General features: G+C 61.5%; 18 protein-coding genes, 1 pseudogene and 1 riboswitch. Of the genes and pseudogenes, 9 read left to right on the top strand and 10 right to left on the bottom strand.

All coding sequences use genetic code 11. From position 1 onward, the window contains the following. Positions 1-10: 10 nt before the first annotated feature. A complete protein-coding gene (locus AC07OF_RS14150; RefSeq protein ID WP_157194240.1) occupies positions 11-1,273 on the bottom strand; it encodes a uracil-xanthine permease family protein in 1,263 nt (420 codons plus the stop codon). Between the two features lie 2 nt (positions 1,274-1,275). Next, positions 1,276-1,914 carry a uracil phosphoribosyltransferase gene (upp, locus tag AC07OF_RS14145; protein WP_038614720.1) on the bottom strand — a complete coding sequence of 213 codons (639 nt, stop codon included), beginning with the start codon at positions 1,912-1,914 and terminating at the stop codon, positions 1,276-1,278. 163 nt (positions 1,915-2,077) lie between these two features. On the opposite strand from upp, the gene AC07OF_RS14140 reads away from it, so the two are divergent. From AC07OF_RS14140 to AC07OF_RS14130, 3 genes are all read left to right on the top strand, one after another. Then, complete coding sequence (locus tag AC07OF_RS14140; protein ID WP_157194238.1) at positions 2,078-2,635, top strand: hypoxanthine-guanine phosphoribosyltransferase; 558 nt, start codon at positions 2,078-2,080, stop codon at positions 2,633-2,635. A 113-nt stretch (positions 2,636-2,748) separates the two neighbouring features. Beyond that, positions 2,749-3,216: a hypothetical protein gene (locus AC07OF_RS14135; RefSeq protein WP_157194236.1), complete on the top strand. Its 468-nt coding sequence runs from the start codon at positions 2,749-2,751 to the stop codon at positions 3,214-3,216. Between the two features lie 70 nt (positions 3,217-3,286). Continuing rightward, a complete protein-coding gene (locus AC07OF_RS14130) occupies positions 3,287-3,574 on the top strand; it encodes a PA4642 family protein (protein ID WP_157194234.1) in 288 nt (95 codons plus the stop codon). A gap of 54 nt (positions 3,575-3,628) precedes the next feature. Here AC07OF_RS14130 and mqo read toward each other — a convergent pair whose 3' ends face one another. Both mqo and AC07OF_RS14120 read right to left on the bottom strand, forming a co-directional pair. Then, entirely contained in the window at positions 3,629-5,134 is a 1,506-nt protein-coding gene (gene mqo / locus AC07OF_RS14125) for a malate dehydrogenase (quinone) (RefSeq protein ID WP_157194232.1), read from the bottom strand. A gap of 606 nt (positions 5,135-5,740) precedes the next feature. Further along, positions 5,741-5,974, bottom strand: coding sequence for a hypothetical protein (locus AC07OF_RS14120; RefSeq protein WP_476446011.1), 234 nt, complete (start codon positions 5,972-5,974; stop codon positions 5,741-5,743). Positions 5,975-6,151: 177 nt separating this feature from the next. Here AC07OF_RS14120 and AC07OF_RS14115 point away from each other — a divergent pair, with 177 nt between their 5' ends. Beyond that, positions 6,152-6,736: a YajG family lipoprotein gene (locus tag AC07OF_RS14115; RefSeq protein ID WP_038614708.1), complete on the top strand. Its 585-nt coding sequence runs from the start codon at positions 6,152-6,154 to the stop codon at positions 6,734-6,736. Positions 6,737-6,807: 71 nt separating this feature from the next. Here the strand turns inward: AC07OF_RS14115 and AC07OF_RS14110 are convergent, their stop codons facing one another. Then, positions 6,808-7,014: a hypothetical protein gene (locus AC07OF_RS14110; protein WP_157194228.1), complete on the bottom strand. Its 207-nt coding sequence runs from the start codon at positions 7,012-7,014 to the stop codon at positions 6,808-6,810. A 169-nt stretch (positions 7,015-7,183) separates the two neighbouring features. Between AC07OF_RS14110 and AC07OF_RS14105 the strand changes: the two genes are divergently transcribed. Next, positions 7,184-7,444 carry a hypothetical protein gene (locus tag AC07OF_RS14105; RefSeq protein WP_157194226.1) on the top strand — a complete coding sequence of 87 codons (261 nt, stop codon included), beginning with the start codon at positions 7,184-7,186 and terminating at the stop codon, positions 7,442-7,444. Positions 7,445-7,557: 113 nt separating this feature from the next. Here the strand turns inward: AC07OF_RS14105 and AC07OF_RS14100 are convergent, their stop codons facing one another. Further along, positions 7,558-8,724, bottom strand: coding sequence for a 1-acyl-sn-glycerol-3-phosphate acyltransferase (locus AC07OF_RS14100; RefSeq protein ID WP_191832753.1), 1,167 nt, complete (start codon positions 8,722-8,724; stop codon positions 7,558-7,560). Between the two features lie 121 nt (positions 8,725-8,845). Between AC07OF_RS14100 and AC07OF_RS14095 the strand changes: the two genes are divergently transcribed. Genes AC07OF_RS14095 through AC07OF_RS14085 form a run of 3 tightly spaced genes read left to right on the top strand, consistent with a single transcriptional unit; the run spans position 8,846 to position 9,924 of the window. Further along, positions 8,846-9,028: a CPXCG motif-containing cysteine-rich protein gene (locus tag AC07OF_RS14095; RefSeq protein ID WP_010225771.1), complete on the top strand. Its 183-nt coding sequence runs from the start codon at positions 8,846-8,848 to the stop codon at positions 9,026-9,028. Then, positions 9,028-9,288 carry a putative signal transducing protein gene (locus AC07OF_RS14090; RefSeq protein ID WP_157194222.1) on the top strand — a complete coding sequence of 87 codons (261 nt, stop codon included), beginning with the start codon at positions 9,028-9,030 and terminating at the stop codon, positions 9,286-9,288. The genes AC07OF_RS14095 and AC07OF_RS14090 overlap by 1 nt, the downstream gene beginning before the upstream one ends. Before the next feature lie 12 nt (positions 9,289-9,300). Continuing rightward, positions 9,301-9,924 (top strand): SOS response-associated peptidase, encoded by a 624-nt coding sequence (locus tag AC07OF_RS14085; protein ID WP_038614696.1) that lies wholly within the window; start codon positions 9,301-9,303, stop codon positions 9,922-9,924. A 75-nt stretch (positions 9,925-9,999) separates the two neighbouring features. On the opposite strand, the gene AC07OF_RS14080 is transcribed toward AC07OF_RS14085, so the two are convergent. Together AC07OF_RS14080 and AC07OF_RS14075 are read right to left on the bottom strand one after the other, a co-directional pair. Further along, positions 10,000-10,743, bottom strand: coding sequence for a methyl-accepting chemotaxis protein (locus AC07OF_RS14080; RefSeq protein WP_408635435.1), 744 nt, complete (start codon positions 10,741-10,743; stop codon positions 10,000-10,002). A gap of 111 nt (positions 10,744-10,854) precedes the next feature. After that, positions 10,855-11,049: pseudogene (locus tag AC07OF_RS14075) on the bottom strand (HAMP domain-containing protein); the annotation flags it as partial. Positions 11,050-12,295: 1,246 nt separating this feature from the next. Between AC07OF_RS14075 and AC07OF_RS14070 the strand changes: the two are divergent. Further along, positions 12,296-13,111: a M48 family metallopeptidase gene (locus tag AC07OF_RS14070; RefSeq protein ID WP_157194218.1), complete on the top strand. Its 816-nt coding sequence runs from the start codon at positions 12,296-12,298 to the stop codon at positions 13,109-13,111. Positions 13,112-13,172: 61 nt separating this feature from the next. On the opposite strand, the gene AC07OF_RS14065 is transcribed toward AC07OF_RS14070, so the two are convergent. Together AC07OF_RS14065 and AC07OF_RS14060 are read right to left on the bottom strand one after the other, a co-directional pair. Further along, positions 13,173-13,760: a TMEM165/GDT1 family protein gene (locus tag AC07OF_RS14065; RefSeq protein ID WP_010225776.1), complete on the bottom strand. Its 588-nt coding sequence runs from the start codon at positions 13,758-13,760 to the stop codon at positions 13,173-13,175. Between the two features lie 87 nt (positions 13,761-13,847). Beyond that, positions 13,848-13,969: riboswitch (yybP-ykoY riboswitch) on the bottom strand. A 38-nt stretch (positions 13,970-14,007) separates the two neighbouring features. Continuing rightward, positions 14,008-15,006 (bottom strand): methyltransferase, encoded by a 999-nt coding sequence (locus AC07OF_RS14060; protein ID WP_495073021.1) that lies wholly within the window; start codon positions 15,004-15,006, stop codon positions 14,008-14,010. Between the last annotated feature and the right edge of the window lie 16 nt (positions 15,007-15,022).

Raw genomic sequence — 15,022 nt, 5'->3', positions numbered from 1 at the left:
CGCGATGCTTTTAGTCCTTTATCTTGGTCTTCCAACCGTCGTTGCCCGGCAGCAGCAGGTTCAGGGCAATCGCCACCACCGCACACAGGGCGATGCCTTTGAGGCCCCAATCGTCCGGACCGGTACCCGTACCGACCAGCACGCCGCCGATACCGAACACCAGGGTCACCGAAACGATCACCAGGTTGCGCGCTTCGCCCAGATCGATCTTGTGGCGGATCATGGTGTTCATGCCCACCGCTGCAATCGAGCCGAACAGCAAGCAGAGGATCCCGCCCATCACTGGCACCGGAATGCTCTGCAGCAAGGCACCGAACTTGCCGATGAAGGCCAGGGTGATGGCGAAAACCGCCGCCCAGGTCATGATCTTCGGGTTGTAGTTCTTGGTCAGCATCACCGCGCCAGTCACTTCGGCGTAGGTGGTGTTGGGCGGACCACCGAACAGGCCGGCAGTGGTGGTGGCGATACCGTCACCGAGCAGGGTGCGGTGCAGGCCGGGCTTTTTCAGGTAGTCCCGACCGGTCACGCTACCTACCGCAATCACGCCGCCGATATGCTCGATAGCCGGCGCCAGGGCAACCGGCACGATGAACAGGATCGCCTGCCAGTTGAACGCCGGCGCAGTGAAGTGCGGCAGTGCCAGCCACGGTGCAGCGGCAATCTTGGCGGTATCGACCACACCGAAGTAGAACGACAGGCCAAAGCCCACCAGCACACCGGCGATGATCGGCACCAGGCGGAAGATGCCCTTGCCGAACACGGCGACGATCAGGGTGGTCAGCAGCGCTGGCATGGAGATCATCATCGCTGTGCTGTAAGGCAGCAGTTCGGTGCCATCACCGGCCTTGCCCATTGCCATGTTGGCGGCAATCGGAGCCATCGCCAGGCCGATCGAGATGATCACCGGGCCGATCACCACAGGTGGCAGCAGGCGGTCGATGAAACCGGTGCCTTTGATCTTCACCGCCAGACCGAGGAAGGTGTAGACGAAACCGGCCGCCATGACCCCGCCCATGGTCTCGGCCAGGCCGAACTGGCCCTTGGCGAGAATGATCGGGGTGATGAAGGCGAAACTCGAAGCGAGGAATACCGGTACCTGACGGCCGGTGACTACCTGAAACAGCAGAGTTCCCAAACCTGCGGTGAACAGCGCGACATTCGGGTCGAGGCCGGTGATCAACGGCATCAGCACCAGCGCGCCGAAGGCTACAAAGAGCATCTGCGCGCCGGAGACGACCTGGCGCCAGAGCGGGTCGTTGAACTCATCCTGCATGTTCAGGCGTCCTTCTGCTTGGTACCGAAGATCTTGTCACCGGCATCGCCCAGGCCCGGGATGATGTAGCCGTGCTCGTTCAGGCGCTCGTCGATCGAAGCGGTGTAGATCTGTACATCCGGGTGGGCCTTCTCGACGGTGTCGATACCCTCAGGGGCAGCAACCAGGACCATGGCGCGGATGTCCTTGCAGCCGGCTTTCTTCAACAGGTCGATGGTGGCGACCATCGAGTTGCCGGTGGCCAGCATCGGGTCGATGATCAGCGCCAGGCGCTCGTCGATTTCCGGGGCGAGCTTTTCCAGGTAGGTGTGCGCTTCGAGGGTTTCCTCGTTGCGGGCAACGCCCACGGCGCTGACCTTGGCGCCTGGTATCAGGCTGAGCACGCCGTCGAGCATGCCGATACCGGCGCGCAGGATCGGTACTACAGTAATCTTCTTACCGGCGATTTTCTCGACCTGGACCTTACCGCACCAGCCTTCGATCTCGTAGGTTTCGAGTGGCAGGTCTTTGGTGGCCTCGTAGGTCAGGAGCGTGCCGACTTCCTGGGCGAGTTCGCGGAAGTTCTTGGTGCTGATATCAGCGCGGCGCATCAGGCCGAGCTTGTGACGGATCAGCGGATGGCGGATCTCACGGGTAGGCATAGGGAAAGCTCCGGGGGCGGGCAAAAAAACCGCGGTAGATTAATCTATTCAGCCGTGTGTGTCCTATAGGCATTCTGGACGTTAGTCCATAAATGCTTGATCTGACGCCCCCGGATGCGTACCTTTGCCCGCTTTTCTCATTTGCAGCCCCCTGGAGAGCGCCATGTCCGCTGATCTCGAGCATATCCGTCAAGTCATGCGAGAGGCTGACTGCCTGTACAACGAAGCCGAAGTAGAGGCCGCCATTGCCCGCGTTGGCGCGCAGATCAGCGAAGTGCTGGCCGAAAGCAACCCGGTGGTGTTCTGCGTGATGAACGGTGGTCTGATTTTCGCCGGCAAGCTGCTGACGCACCTGCAGTTCCCGCTGGAGTCGTCTTACCTGCACGCTACCCGCTACCGCAATCAGACCAGCGGTGGCGATCTGTTCTGGAAAGCCAAGCCGGAAGTCTCGTTCATTGACCGTGACGTGCTGATCATCGACGACATCCTCGACGAAGGGCACACCCTCAGCGCGATCATCGACTTCTGCAAGCACGCCGGTGCCCGCGCCGTGCACACCGCCGTGCTGATCGACAAGGATCACGACCGCAAGGCCAGTGCAGAGCTCAAGGCTGACTTCTGTGGCCTGAGCTGCGTTGACCGTTACGTGTTCGGTTACGGCATGGACTACAAGGGTTACTGGCGCAACGCCAACGGTATCTTTGCCGTCAAAGGACTCTGAGGTCCGATCGCGGGGCAAGCCCGCTCCCACAGGATATTGAACTGTGGGAGCGGGCTTGCCCCGCGATGGCGTCATCCCATGCTAGAGTGCCAGGCCGCCTCAAGGAGCCTGTCATGCGTGCGATTGTCCCCTTTCTCCTGCTACTGAGCATGCCCCTGGCTGCTGCCCCCTTGCACAGTCAGTTCCTGCCGCCCGACGACCTGGCGCTACGCCAGGAAGCCCCCGAAGCCCAGCAACTGCTGCAGGTCACCGATTACTCAGTGGTGGTGGGCAACCAGCGTCAGTCCAACCAGCAGCCGATTCCGGTGACTTCGCCCTTGATCCTGCGCCTGAAGGGCAAGCCCATGAACAAGGGGGCAACGGTCAGCCAGGTGCTGATCAGTTTCGATGCCGAGAGCAAGAGCCTGAAAAAACCGGTATTCGATGACAAACGCAAAGTCCTGAGCCTGAACTATCCGATCAGTCAGTATCAGGTGATTGTCGACCTGCTGCGCAACAACACCGTCTATGTGCAGTTTCTCAGTTATGCCAACGGCCACGTCTGGGCCGATCTGCATACCGGCGCCGTACGCGCGCGTTGAGTGGCGGTGCCGGGCGGGGGTAAACTGCCGGCCCGTGAAAATGTCCGTGATGGTTCAGTTGGAGTCGGCAATGCGTAAAGACAAGAAGCAAGTGATTGGGGATGAGATCAGCGACGAGTACGTCAAATCCTTCCTGCAGTTCGAACCGGCGGATGCCACTTCACCTTCGCTGCACAAACTGATCAAGGCCTATCGCGGCCTGCGTATCGACGACTTCGAGCGCTTTGTCGGTTTCTTCGTTGCGGCTGGCTTTGACCTGGACGGTAAAGACGAGCACGGCAAGACCTTTGTTGATCAGATCCGCGACCAGCGCAACGCTGCTGAGTACATCGAGATCATCGACAAGGCCCGCGGCTGATTATCCTGCGCGCATAAAAAAACGCCCCGAAGGGCGTTTTTTTATGCCGGCGCGTTACGCGTAGTGCTGCGCCGGGCTGTTTTCGACCAGGCCCAGGACCTCGTCGTTGTGCGCGCTGATCTTGTGATACAGCGCAGCGTCTGCAGCCAGGACCTTTTCCCGGGCCGGGAAGATTTCCTTGAGTTTGGCCGCCCAGGCGCCCTTGGTTTTCTCCGGGAAGCAGCGTTCGATCAGCTCAAGCATGATCGATACCGTCACCGAAGCACCAGGAGAGGCGCCCAGCAGAGCGGCCAGGGTGCCGTCTTTGGCTGCTACCAGTTCGGTACCGAACTGCAGGATGCCGCCTTTTTTCGGGTCTTTCTTGATGATCTGCACGCGCTGACCGGCCACTTCCAGGCGCCAGTCCTCGGCTTTCGCCTCGGGGTAGAAGCGACGCAGCGAGTCCAGACGCTGCTCCATCGACTGCATCACTTCGCTGACCAGGTACTTGGTCAGGTCCATGTTGTCGCGGGCCACGGCGAGCATCGGGCCGATGTTGCTCATGCGTACCGACAGCGGCAGGTCGAGGAACGAGCCGTGCTTGAGGAACTTGGTGGTAAAGCCGGCATACGGGCCGAACAGCAGCGAGGTCTTACCGTCGACGACGCGGGTGTCCAGGTGTGGCACCGACATTGGCGGCGAACCGACTGCGGCCTGGCTGTAAACCTTGGCCTGGTGCTTCTTGACCACTTCCGGATTGTCGCAGCGCAGCCATTGGCCGCTGACCGGGAAGCCGCCAAAGCCTTTGCTCTCTTCGATGCCCGACTGCTGCAGCAGCGGCAGGGCCGCGCCACCGGCGCCGAGGAAGACGAAGCGGGCGTTGACGTCGCGGCTGCTGCCGCTGTTAACGTCCTTGATGCTGACGGTCCAGCCACTGCCGTTACGGCGCAGGCCGGTGACCCGCTTGCAGTACTTGACCTGGGCATCCGGCGCGCTGGCCAGGTGCTTGAGCAGTTTGTTGGTCAGGGTGCCGAAGTTGACGTCGGTGCCTTTCATGACGCGGGTGGCGGCGATTTTCTGGTCGGCAGGGCGACCCGGCATCATCAGCGGCATCCACTCGTTCATCACCGATTTGTCTTCGGTGTATTCCATCTCGCTGAAGGCGTGGTGCTGCTTGAGCAGCTCGAAGCGCTTCTTGAGGAAATCGACGCCTTTGTCACCTTCGACGTAGCTCAGGTGCGGCACCGGGTTGATGAACGCCCGTGGCGAGCTGAACGCGCCTTTCTTGCTCAGGTAGGCCCAGAACTGCCGGGACACCTCGAACTGGGTGTTGATGTGCACCGCTTTCTTGATGTCGATGCTGCCGTCGGCAGCCTGCGGCGTGTAGTTCAGTTCACACAGTCCGGCATGGCCGGTCCCGGCGTTGTTCCACGGGTTGGAACTTTCCGCGGCACCCGAATCCATCAACTCGACGACTTCCAGCTTGATCGCCGGGTCGAGTTCCTTGAGCAGTACGGCCAGGGTGGCACTCATGATGCCTGCCCCTACCAGTACTACATCGACTGCTTCGTTCTGCGCCATTTAACGCGTCTCCAAAATCTACAGCACCAAATTGACAGCATAGGATCTCTGGCTTGGCCAGGATCGCCATGTCCGATTCTTCGCAGTTTTTGCAACTTCAGCGGACACCGCCAAACGGGCTTTGCGTTGCCTATGAACGCATTTTAAGACCGCTGCGGCAATTCGACTTATGGTCAAGGTGTCCGTCGTGCGTTATGGACCGGCCTCAGGCACTCATCCTGGATGAGCACTGTTGCCAGCTGTTCAGGGCTGTTCGGGACACTTTAGGTGCTTTTGCACATGCCAGACTGTTCATTGCTCGCCACACTCTCGTGAAGTTGTGAAAACCCGTTTTTTCACGCTCTTTTGGAGTCGTGAACCTCAAAATGGTCTGCGCGATGGCAGGCCCGGCAGGTTCAGGCAGAGCAGAGGGCCGAATATTGCGGGCACACTGGCTGGTGCAAGACCTGTGTGGAAGGCTCTCTGTGGGCGGTGCGGGGGATGCCGATGGTGAACATTGGCGGTGCTGCGAGGCCCGATCAGGAGACGTCCTTATAATCGGGGGGAGATTATAACGATGTCTCGGGCAGAAATGATCTTTATTAGCGACTTTTATTGATGCACGGTTCAGGCGGCCAGGCTGCGCTGTACCCAGTTACCGCGGGGACGCGCGCAAACCCGGGCGCTGGCGGGCAGGGGACGGCTGAGCCAGCTGAGGCGAATTTCGTCGATTTCCACCCAGTTGCCAGCATCAGGCCGGGTTGCGCACTGTTTGAAGGCCAGGCAAAGCCCCTGGGTGTCGAGTCGTGCGAAGCTGCGCATGGGCCGGCGGTTGAACAGTGAAGCCCAGAACCAGGACATGGCGGTCTACCTCTTTGAGTGTTCTGGGCGCCAGCATAGCCGCCGGGTGATTAAACCAATGTGACAGCGAACCGGCAGCGCTCGCGCCGGTCTTATTCGCTAATGGCATGGCGATGGCTGGGCCGCGTCGTGCTGGTTATACTGGCGGCCTTTGCTGCCTATTCTGGAGAGATGAGCATGTTGCAACGTTTGTTGTTCGGTTTGATCGCGGTGACCAGTCTGACCCTGGCCGGTTGTGCCCACAGCCCGCAACAACTCAGCCCGCAACCCAAACTCACCGCCCAGCTCGCTCCGGTCGGTCATGGCCAGCCGGTGGTGGTCAAGGTGGTCGACGGTCGCGCTTCGCAAACCCTCGGCACTCGCGGTGGCCTGTACCCTGAAACCAGCGCCATCACCGTGACCGGCAACGATATCCTGCCGAAACTGCAAGCCCAGGCCGAAGCCGCCGTGCGCCTGCTGGGCTTCACCCCGACGCCAAACGCCTACAACGCGCCGCAGCTGACCGTGACCCTGGCCGAGCTGAAGTACCAGTCGCCCAAAGAGGGCATGTACGTGACGGAAGCCACCATCGGTGCAACCTTCAAAGCTGACGTGTCCAATGCCAACCGTCGCTACAGCGGCCGTTACGGTGCCTCCCTGGACCAGCGCTTCGGCATGGCGCCAAACCAGGAAACCAACACCAAGCTGGTGAGCGACGTCCTCAGCGACGCCCTGACCCGTCTGTTCAAGGACCAGGCCATCGGCCAGATCCTCGGCGAATAAGCCGGGCAGTTCGTACACAAGTAAAAGCCCGATGGCTGCAGTGCAGGCATCGGGCTTTTGTGTTTCTGGCTTCAGGCCGCTTCGACGTAGAAGTCCAGGACGCTGATGCCGGTCTGGCCATCGACCTCCGGCAGGTCGTCGTGGGCATGGCCGCCCAGGGCGCAGTACACCAGCCACTGGCGGTCCTGAACGTTGAAGGCCAGGCCATCGATCAAGGCCTGCTGCTCGTCGCTCGGGGCGATCAGGTAGAGGCGGTCCTGGTTTTCGGCGTGCAGCATGACAAGCTCCGGTTCGTTGCGAAGGCCGGTAGGGTGGCGTGTGTTGATGACCAACGTATGACGGCGGAAATTAATCGTCGTTTGTCGCAAAGGGCAGGAATACGCGCGGCGCTTGGGTAGAATGCGCGCCGTATCGAGTGTTTCGATGTACTTCTTCTGAGGTTCTGCGATGTCGTTGCAAGTGATCTGGGGGCTGTTTGCCGCCCACCCGGCCAAGCTGATCAACCTGCTGGCCCTGGTGTTGACCTGCCCTGGCGGGCTGCTGCTACACAGCGCCCGGCGCCGTGCCGCGCAAACCCTGGCCGGTATGGCCGCCGATGAAGCGGTGATCGATGGCATGAGCCTGCGCATCAACCGCTTCTACTACATCCTCGGCTTTGCCTTCCTGGCGTTGGCCTTGCTGCTGTCCTGGTTCAGTACCTGGGTCTGATAGGGGCTGCTGCGCACCCCATCGCCGGCAAGGCCAGCTCCCACAGGTATTGAGGCGGGCCTTGAGCCCTGTGGGAGCTGGCTTTGCCGGCGATGCAGGCGACGCGGTGTAACTTAGAGCGCCAACCCAGCTTTAACCCGGTACTGATTGCGCACCGGCGTTGCATACTGCTGCACCAGGTACGGCTGCTGCTCGACCGGGCAGGCATCCAGACGGCGCTGCCATTCGGCCTGGGCGCGGGCCAGTTCGTCGGCCGGGAACAGCTTGGCCGCCGTCGGCACCTGCAGGGCAGGATCAGCCTCGGCCCATTGCGCATAGGCCAGGTAATGCACCGGGAACAACCGGTAGCCGCCGAGAATTTGCCGATCGATTTCCACCGCCAGTTGCTTGGTGTCCTCGAAGAATGCCGTCACCGGCGGGGCAAAGTTGATGTGCACCCGTCCCTTATAGCCGGTGATGCCCTGGGCAATGCTGATGTCATCTTCACCCGGCGCCTTGGTGTAGCTGCCAGTGGTGGCGCGGATATACAGCTCGCGGGCCTTGGCCTGATCGCACGGGTCGTACTCGTAGCTGATCGACACCGGGCTCAGGTTCAGCGACTGGATCACCGCACCGAACGGCTCGTCCTTGCGGCTCATGTGGAACATTTTCAGGATTGCCGAATCGGTGCGATCGTCACCATCCTTGGCCCGGCCTTCAGCCTGGGCAATCCAGATCGACGCACCGTCGTTGCGGATCGAATGGTTGATGTAGGCCGAAAGCAGCTGGTAGGCCGCCAGTTTTTCCCGGCGCCCGCTGATCGAGCGGTGAACGATGAAGCTTTTGTTCAGGCGCATCATGTCGCTGACGAACGGCTTTTGCAGCAGGTTGTCGCCAATGGCGATCCGCGGCGTCGGCAGGCCGGCGTGGTACACCGCGTAATTGACGAATGCAGGGTCCATGACGATGTCACGGTGGTTGGCCAGGAACAGGTAAGCGGTGCCGGACTTGAGCAGCTCGACGCCGGTGTAGGTCACGCCGTCGGTAGCCCGCTCGATGGTATGGTCGACGTAGTACTCGACCTTGTCCTGCAGGGTCGAAACGCAGCTGACACCGGCAAACTCTTTGCGCAGGCGCCGGGCGATCAGCGGCTTGAGCAGCCAGCCGAATGCTCCGGCCATGCGCGGGAAGCGGAAGTGGGTGAGGATATCGAGGAATGCCGGGTCGCTGAGCAGGCGTGCCAGAACGGCAGGGACCTCAGCGTCGTCGTACGGTCGGATGGCATCGAATTCGCCCATCATGCTCTCTTGTTGGAAACGGCTAGGGTAATAGGTAGGACCGGGGTTCGAAAAACGGCTCGAACACGCGCAGGTCCTGTAAATAGACCGGCAATTATACGCACAAGTCACTCGGGAGGCCGCGATGCTGGAAACTGCGATCTACGATTGCCCCTATTGTGGTGAAGAAGTCGAAACGACAGTGGACCTGTCTGGCGGTGACCAGGAATACATCGAGGACTGCCAGGTCTGCTGCAAGCCGATCAGATTCGTGCTTCAGGTGCATGGTGAGGAATGGATGCTGGACGTTTACGGTGAGAATGACTGATGCAGCGAATCTATGATCCGGAAAACCTGCTGGAAGCTGAAATGCTGATCGGCATGCTCGCCAGTGAAGGTATCCAGGTGCACCTGGTGGGTCGTGACCTGATGGGGGCCATCGGCGACCTGCCGGTGCACGGCCTGCTGGGGCTGGCGGTCGCCGATGAACAGGCCGACAGCGCACGCCAGCTGATCGCCGCGTACAATACTGCCCAGCCACTTGCGGGCGACGAACCGGAGACTATCCCCGGAACCCTGATTTGCTAGGTTTTTGCCCTCATGTGTGGACGTTATGCGCTGTTTCGCTGGTCTCCCGCCTTTGCTGCGTTGCCGGGATTTCCCAGTGACCAGCAGGCGCAATGGAATATCTCCCCCGGCGCCTCGGTGCTGATCCAGCGCCGCCTCGAAGAAGGTCAGCTGGAGCTGGCGCGAGCACGCTGGGGGCTGACCCCGGCCTGGCTCACCGACCTGTCGCGCACCCCCGCCCATGCCCGGGCCGAAACCCTGGCCGAGCAACCGATGTTTCGCGAGGCGTTTCGCCTGCGCCGTTGCCTGATGCCGGCCAACGGTTTTTATGAATGGCGCGGTACCCAGCGCAAGCGCCCCTACTGGCTGACGCCGGGGGAGGGCTCTTCGCTGTTCTTTGCGGCGATCTGGGAGGCTTATCCGGTGCAGGATCAGGTCTGGCTGAGCACCGCAGTGGTGACTCAGGCGGCGGTGAATCAACGGCGGCCGCTGATGCTCGATGCAGCGGGGCAGGCGGCCTGGCTCGATCCCGAGACGCCTGTGGCGCGATTGTATGAGTTGCTGGCGAGCAGCCAGGCGCCGCTGCGTGAGCGGGTGCTGGCCAATTTTGTCAATGATCCGAAACTCAATGGGCCGGAGTGCCTGACCCCGGCTTAAAAGCATCGCGGGGCAAGCCCGCTCCCACAGGGTTTATCTATTGCCCTGTGGGAGCGGGCTTGCCCCGCGATTGGTTTACACCCGGAACTGATTGATCAACCGCCGCTGCTGCTCGGCCAGCTTGGTCAGCTCGGCACTGGCGGTACTCGACTCATCCGCGCCGCCGGCCACTTCATTGGCCACCTGACCAATGTTGATCACATTGCGGTTGATATCCTCAGCCACTGCACTCTGCTCTTCCGCAGCGCTGGCGATCTGGGTGTTCATGTCGTTGATCACCGATACCGCCTGAGTGATGCTCTCCAGCGCTTCTGCGGCACGAGCCGCCTGCTGCACGCTGTCATCGGTCTTGCCCTGGCTGTCCTCCATGACCCTCACGACATCGCGGGTACCCTGTTGCAGTTGCTGAATCATCTGCTGGATTTCTTCAGTGGCCTGCTGGGTCTTCTGCGCCAGATTGCGCACCTCGTCGGCAACCACGGCAAAACCGCGACCCTGTTCGCCGGCGCGTGCCGCCTCGATGGCCGCATTGAGCGCCAGCAGGTTGGTCTGTTCGGCAATGGCGCGAATAGCCGTCAGGATCGCATTGATGTTCTCGCTGTCGCGGGCAAGGGTCTGTACCACGCCGACTGCGCGGCCAATCTCTTCGGCCAGGGCGCTGATCGAGTCTGAAGTGTTGCGCACGATCTGCAGGCCCTGATGGGCCGCCTGGTCGGCGTTACTGGCAGCCTGGGCGGCATGGGTGGCATTACGCGCCACATCCTGGGCGGTAGCGGTCATCTCGTGCACGGCGGTGGCCACCAGGTCGATCTCGGCCATTTGCTTGTGTACGCCCTGGTTGGTGCGGATCGCGATGTCGGCAGTGTGCTCCGAGGAATCGCTGACTTTCTGCACCGAGGCCACCACCTGGCTGATCATCGCCTGCAGCTTGGCCAGGAAGGTGTTGAAGCCCTTGGCGATCGAGCCCAGTTCATCGGCGCGGTCACTGCTCAGGCGGCGGGTCAGGTCACCTTCGCCCTGGGCAATGTCGTCGAGCATGGCCACCATCTGCCTTAGCGGACGGGCGATGCCGTGAGCCAGCAGCCAGATCACCAGCAAGCCGAGGGCGGCGATGCCCAGGCCCATGAGGGTCATGCCGGTGAGGTCGGTGCTGCGTTGGGCGCTGAGCTCGTCCTGAAGCTTGTTGACGTCAGCCATTACCGCGCTCAGCGGCAACTCCAGCAGCAGCGTCCAGCGCGCATCGGTATTGCCGATCTTGAACGGCAGGTACAACTCGATGCGTCCGGCGTTCTGGTTGACCTCGTAGCGCAGGTTTTCGCCGCTGAGCTGGCTCAGGGTAGTGGCGACACTGGCGTCGAGGGCATCACGGGCTTTCTCGCCGAACTTGCTCGGGTCTTTGGTAAACGCCACCAGGCGGCCGTTGCCGGAGACCAGTGCGAGTTCGCCAGCACCGTCGTAGAGCTGCTTATCAGCAGTGTTGAGCAGCTCCTGGATGAAGTTTACCGACAGGTCGGCACCGGCAATCCCCTGGAACTGACCATCGATCAGGATCGGTTCGACGAAAGAGGCGAGCATGACCATCTTGTCGCCCACCTTGTAAGGCGCCGGGTCGATCACGCAGGCCTTTTTCGATTCTCGCGAGCACAGGTAGTACTCACTGGCTCGTACGCCGGTAGCGAGAACGGTCTGGTCATTGACGTCGGCCAGTTTGTCCAGACCGAGGCTGCCGTCATCGTTGCGAAACCACCAGGGCAGAAAGCGCCCGGTGGCACTGTCGATACCGGTGATGGAGGTGCCGACGAAGCGGCTGTCGTCATGGTCCAGGGCGTTGGCTTCCCAGCCCAGGTAGGTACCCAGGATCAGCGGGTTGGTCACCGCAGTCTGCTTGAGCAGGGCGATCAATTGTTCGCGCTCGATCTTGAGCAGCGGGTTGCCGCTGGCGTCCTTCATGCCCAGCATGGCGTTGCTGGTGGCCAGCCCGCGGGCGATCAGCAGCGGCGCTTCCAGACCGCGCTGGATTTCGCTGACCTGCGTGCGGGCCAGGGCAGTCAGGCGCTGCTCGATCACTGCCTCGAATTGCTGCTGGGTGCGGGTCTGCACCAGCTCCTGGGTGCGCTGGCCGGAATACACGGCGTAAAGCACCAGAGCGGCAACTATGCTTAAGACAATAGCGCCGGCCAAGGCCGCAACGGAAAACTGGATCGACCTGAACTTCATGAAGGGCTCCAAGCACAAGAAATTTCGTCTGCCTTGGGTTATCGGCGTGTGCGGGTCAAAGCATGAGTGCCGTCCGGAGAATTCTTCGTGCGGGGTGTGGCGGGCTCAATCGAGTCGGCCTAGGATACGCGGCATGTTCGAATGGAGTGTTTTCATGCGTAAGTCATTAGTTATCGGCGCCCTGAGCGCCAGCGTACTGCTTTCCGGATGCCAGGCAGTGAACACCACCAGCGGCGGTGCCGTGGGTGTCGAGCGTAAGCAATATATGTTCAGCATGCTGTCGACCGATGAGGTCAACCAGATGTATGCCCAGTCGTACCAGCAGACCCTGGGCGAAGCGTCGAGCAAGGGTGTACTCGACAAGACCAGCGCCCAGGCCAAGCGTGTCCAGGTAATTGCCGACCGCCTGATTGCCCAGGCACCGAAGTTCCGTCCGGATGCGGCGCAGTGGAACTGGGAAGTCAATCTGATCAAGAGTGACGAGCTCAATGCCAACTGCGGGCCTGGCGGCAAGATCTTTTTCTACACCGGGCTGATCGACAAGCTGAAGCTGACCGATGACGAGATCGCTGCGGTGATGGGCCATGAAATTGCCCACGCCTTGCGTGAGCATGGCCGTGAAGCCATGTCCAAGGCCTATGGTGTGCAGATGGCACGTCAGGGCGCGGGCGCCTTGCTGGGGCTTGGCCAGGACAGCCTGGCGATTGCCGACACCGTGGTGCAGTACAGCATGACCTTGCCTAACAGCCGCGCCAACGAGAATGAGGCCGACCTGATCGGCCTGGAGCTGGCCGCGCGTGCCGGTTACAACCCCAATGCCGCGATTACCCTGTGGGACAAGATGAGCCAGGCTTCAGGTGGTTCGCAGCCAGAGTTCATGAGTACTCACCCGGCTTCGGCCAGCCGCCAGGCTTCGTTGCAGGCGGCGATTCCGAAGGTGATGCCGTTGTACGAGCAGGCCAAGAAGTAAATCATTCATCGCGGGGCAAGCCCGCTCCCACTATGGGAGCGGGCTTGCCCCGCGATTGCATCTAGCCTATCCAGCCACTGACCTGCATCGCCGAATACACCGCCACGGCGGCCAGCACGAAGAACGCGGCCGAAGCCAGGCGGCGGATCAGGGTCAAAGGCAGTTTCTCGGCGGCAAAGTTGCCCGCCAGCACGACCGGCACGTTGGCAATCAGCATGCCCAGGGTAGTGCCGATGATCACCATGATCAGGTGCGGATACTGGGCCGCCAGCATCACTGTGGCGACTTGGGTCTTGTCGCCGATTTCCGCGATGAAGAATGCAATCAGGGTGGTCAGGAACGGACCGAAGCGCCGCGCGGTGCTGGCCTCGTCGTCATCCATCTTGTCCGGAATCAGCGTCCACAAGGCGGTGGCAGCGAAGCTTGCAGCGAGGATCCAGTGCAGGGTGGCAGCGGAGAAGAAGGTGCTGACCCAGGCACCGACAGCACCGGCAGCCGCATGGTTGGCCAGGGTCGCGGCGATGATGCCGGCGATGATCGGCCAGGGCTTGCGGAAGCGGGCAGCGAGGATGAGCGCGAGCAATTGGGTCTTGTCGCCAATTTCGGCGAGGGCCACGATCGCGGTCGGGACGAGCAATGATTCCAGCATCAGGATTCCTACGGGGGCGGGTCGACACGGCTATGACACGTACAGCCTTCCCGCCCCGGGTAAGGTGTGCGTGTCATAGGTCTTGTCAAACCCTGGGTCCGTCTGTGCGGACCGTGGGTCGCACGCGCCATGGTCTGTGGACCAAGTATGTTGACGCGTACCGGGCGAGCTGGGTGCTCGCGGGAGACTACTCCCCTAGGACGGAGCGGATTCTGCCTAGGCAAATCCGTTTCGGCAAGCGCTGATTTTAACCGCGTGTTGCCTGGTAGATGCGAAAGCCTTGCCCTTCGGCGCGTATCCGGCAATTGCCCAGCGCTTCTTCGATCAGCGGTTGATAGCGCAGGAAACTGTTGGCGACCAAGCGCATTTCTCCGCTTTTTTTCAGATGATCGGCTGATTTTCTCAGCAGGTTTTCCGAGGCCTGGTAATTGGTGTGAACGCCGGTATGGAACGGCGGGTTGCTCAGGATCACATCCAGATCACGGGGGGCGGCATCGATGCCGTCACCGCAGATCACCTCACCTTCCAGACCATTGGCCGCCAGGGTCAGGCGGCTGCTGGCGACGGCAAAGGCGTCGACATCAAGCAGGGTGATCCGGCTCTGTGGATAACCCCGCTTGATCGCCGCACCAAGCACGCCGGCGCCACAGCCGAAGTCGAGGACATGGCCGACCGGCAGTTGATCCAGGTTTTCCAGCAGCAGGGCGCTGCCGCGATCCAGACGGCCATGGCTGAACACGCCAGGCAGGCTGACGATCTTCAGTGGCCCGTCAGCCAGCGCCAACTCGAAATGTTCGGCCAGGCTTTCCAGCGACCTGGCTTCAGGTGCGTGTTCTACGGTGACCTGCCACAGCTGGCAGTGGCGGGCGCTGTCGAGCTTGCGTGGCTTGCCGAAGGCATGCAGCTGTTTTGCCGCGCCTTCGATACCGCCGCGCTTTTCCCCGACCAGATACAGCTCGCGTCCAGCCAGGCGCGAGGCCAGGGCATTGAGCAGGTAGTTGGCCAGCTCGCGGGACTTGGGCAGGAACAGTACGGCCGCGTCGAATGCCTGGGCAGGCGGCTCTACGCCGAAATGGCTGCGACCGCCAAAGCGGGCATCGATAGCGGTCTGATCGCCGGCATGCCAGCTCCAGCCGTGGGCGGCCGGCAGCTTGCCGAGCAGGTCGTCGGCGGGCAAGCCTGCGAGCAACAGCGAGCCCTGGAAAAGCTCGGCCTGACGAAGCAACACTTCACTGCGCGGGTCCATGGGTGGGGGCTCCTGA

It is taken from the genome of Pseudomonas sp. GW821-FHT10B02, assembly GCF_059415665.1.
Note: the sequence above shows the minus strand (reverse complement) of the source record. Positions and strands in the feature narration are given on the sequence as shown.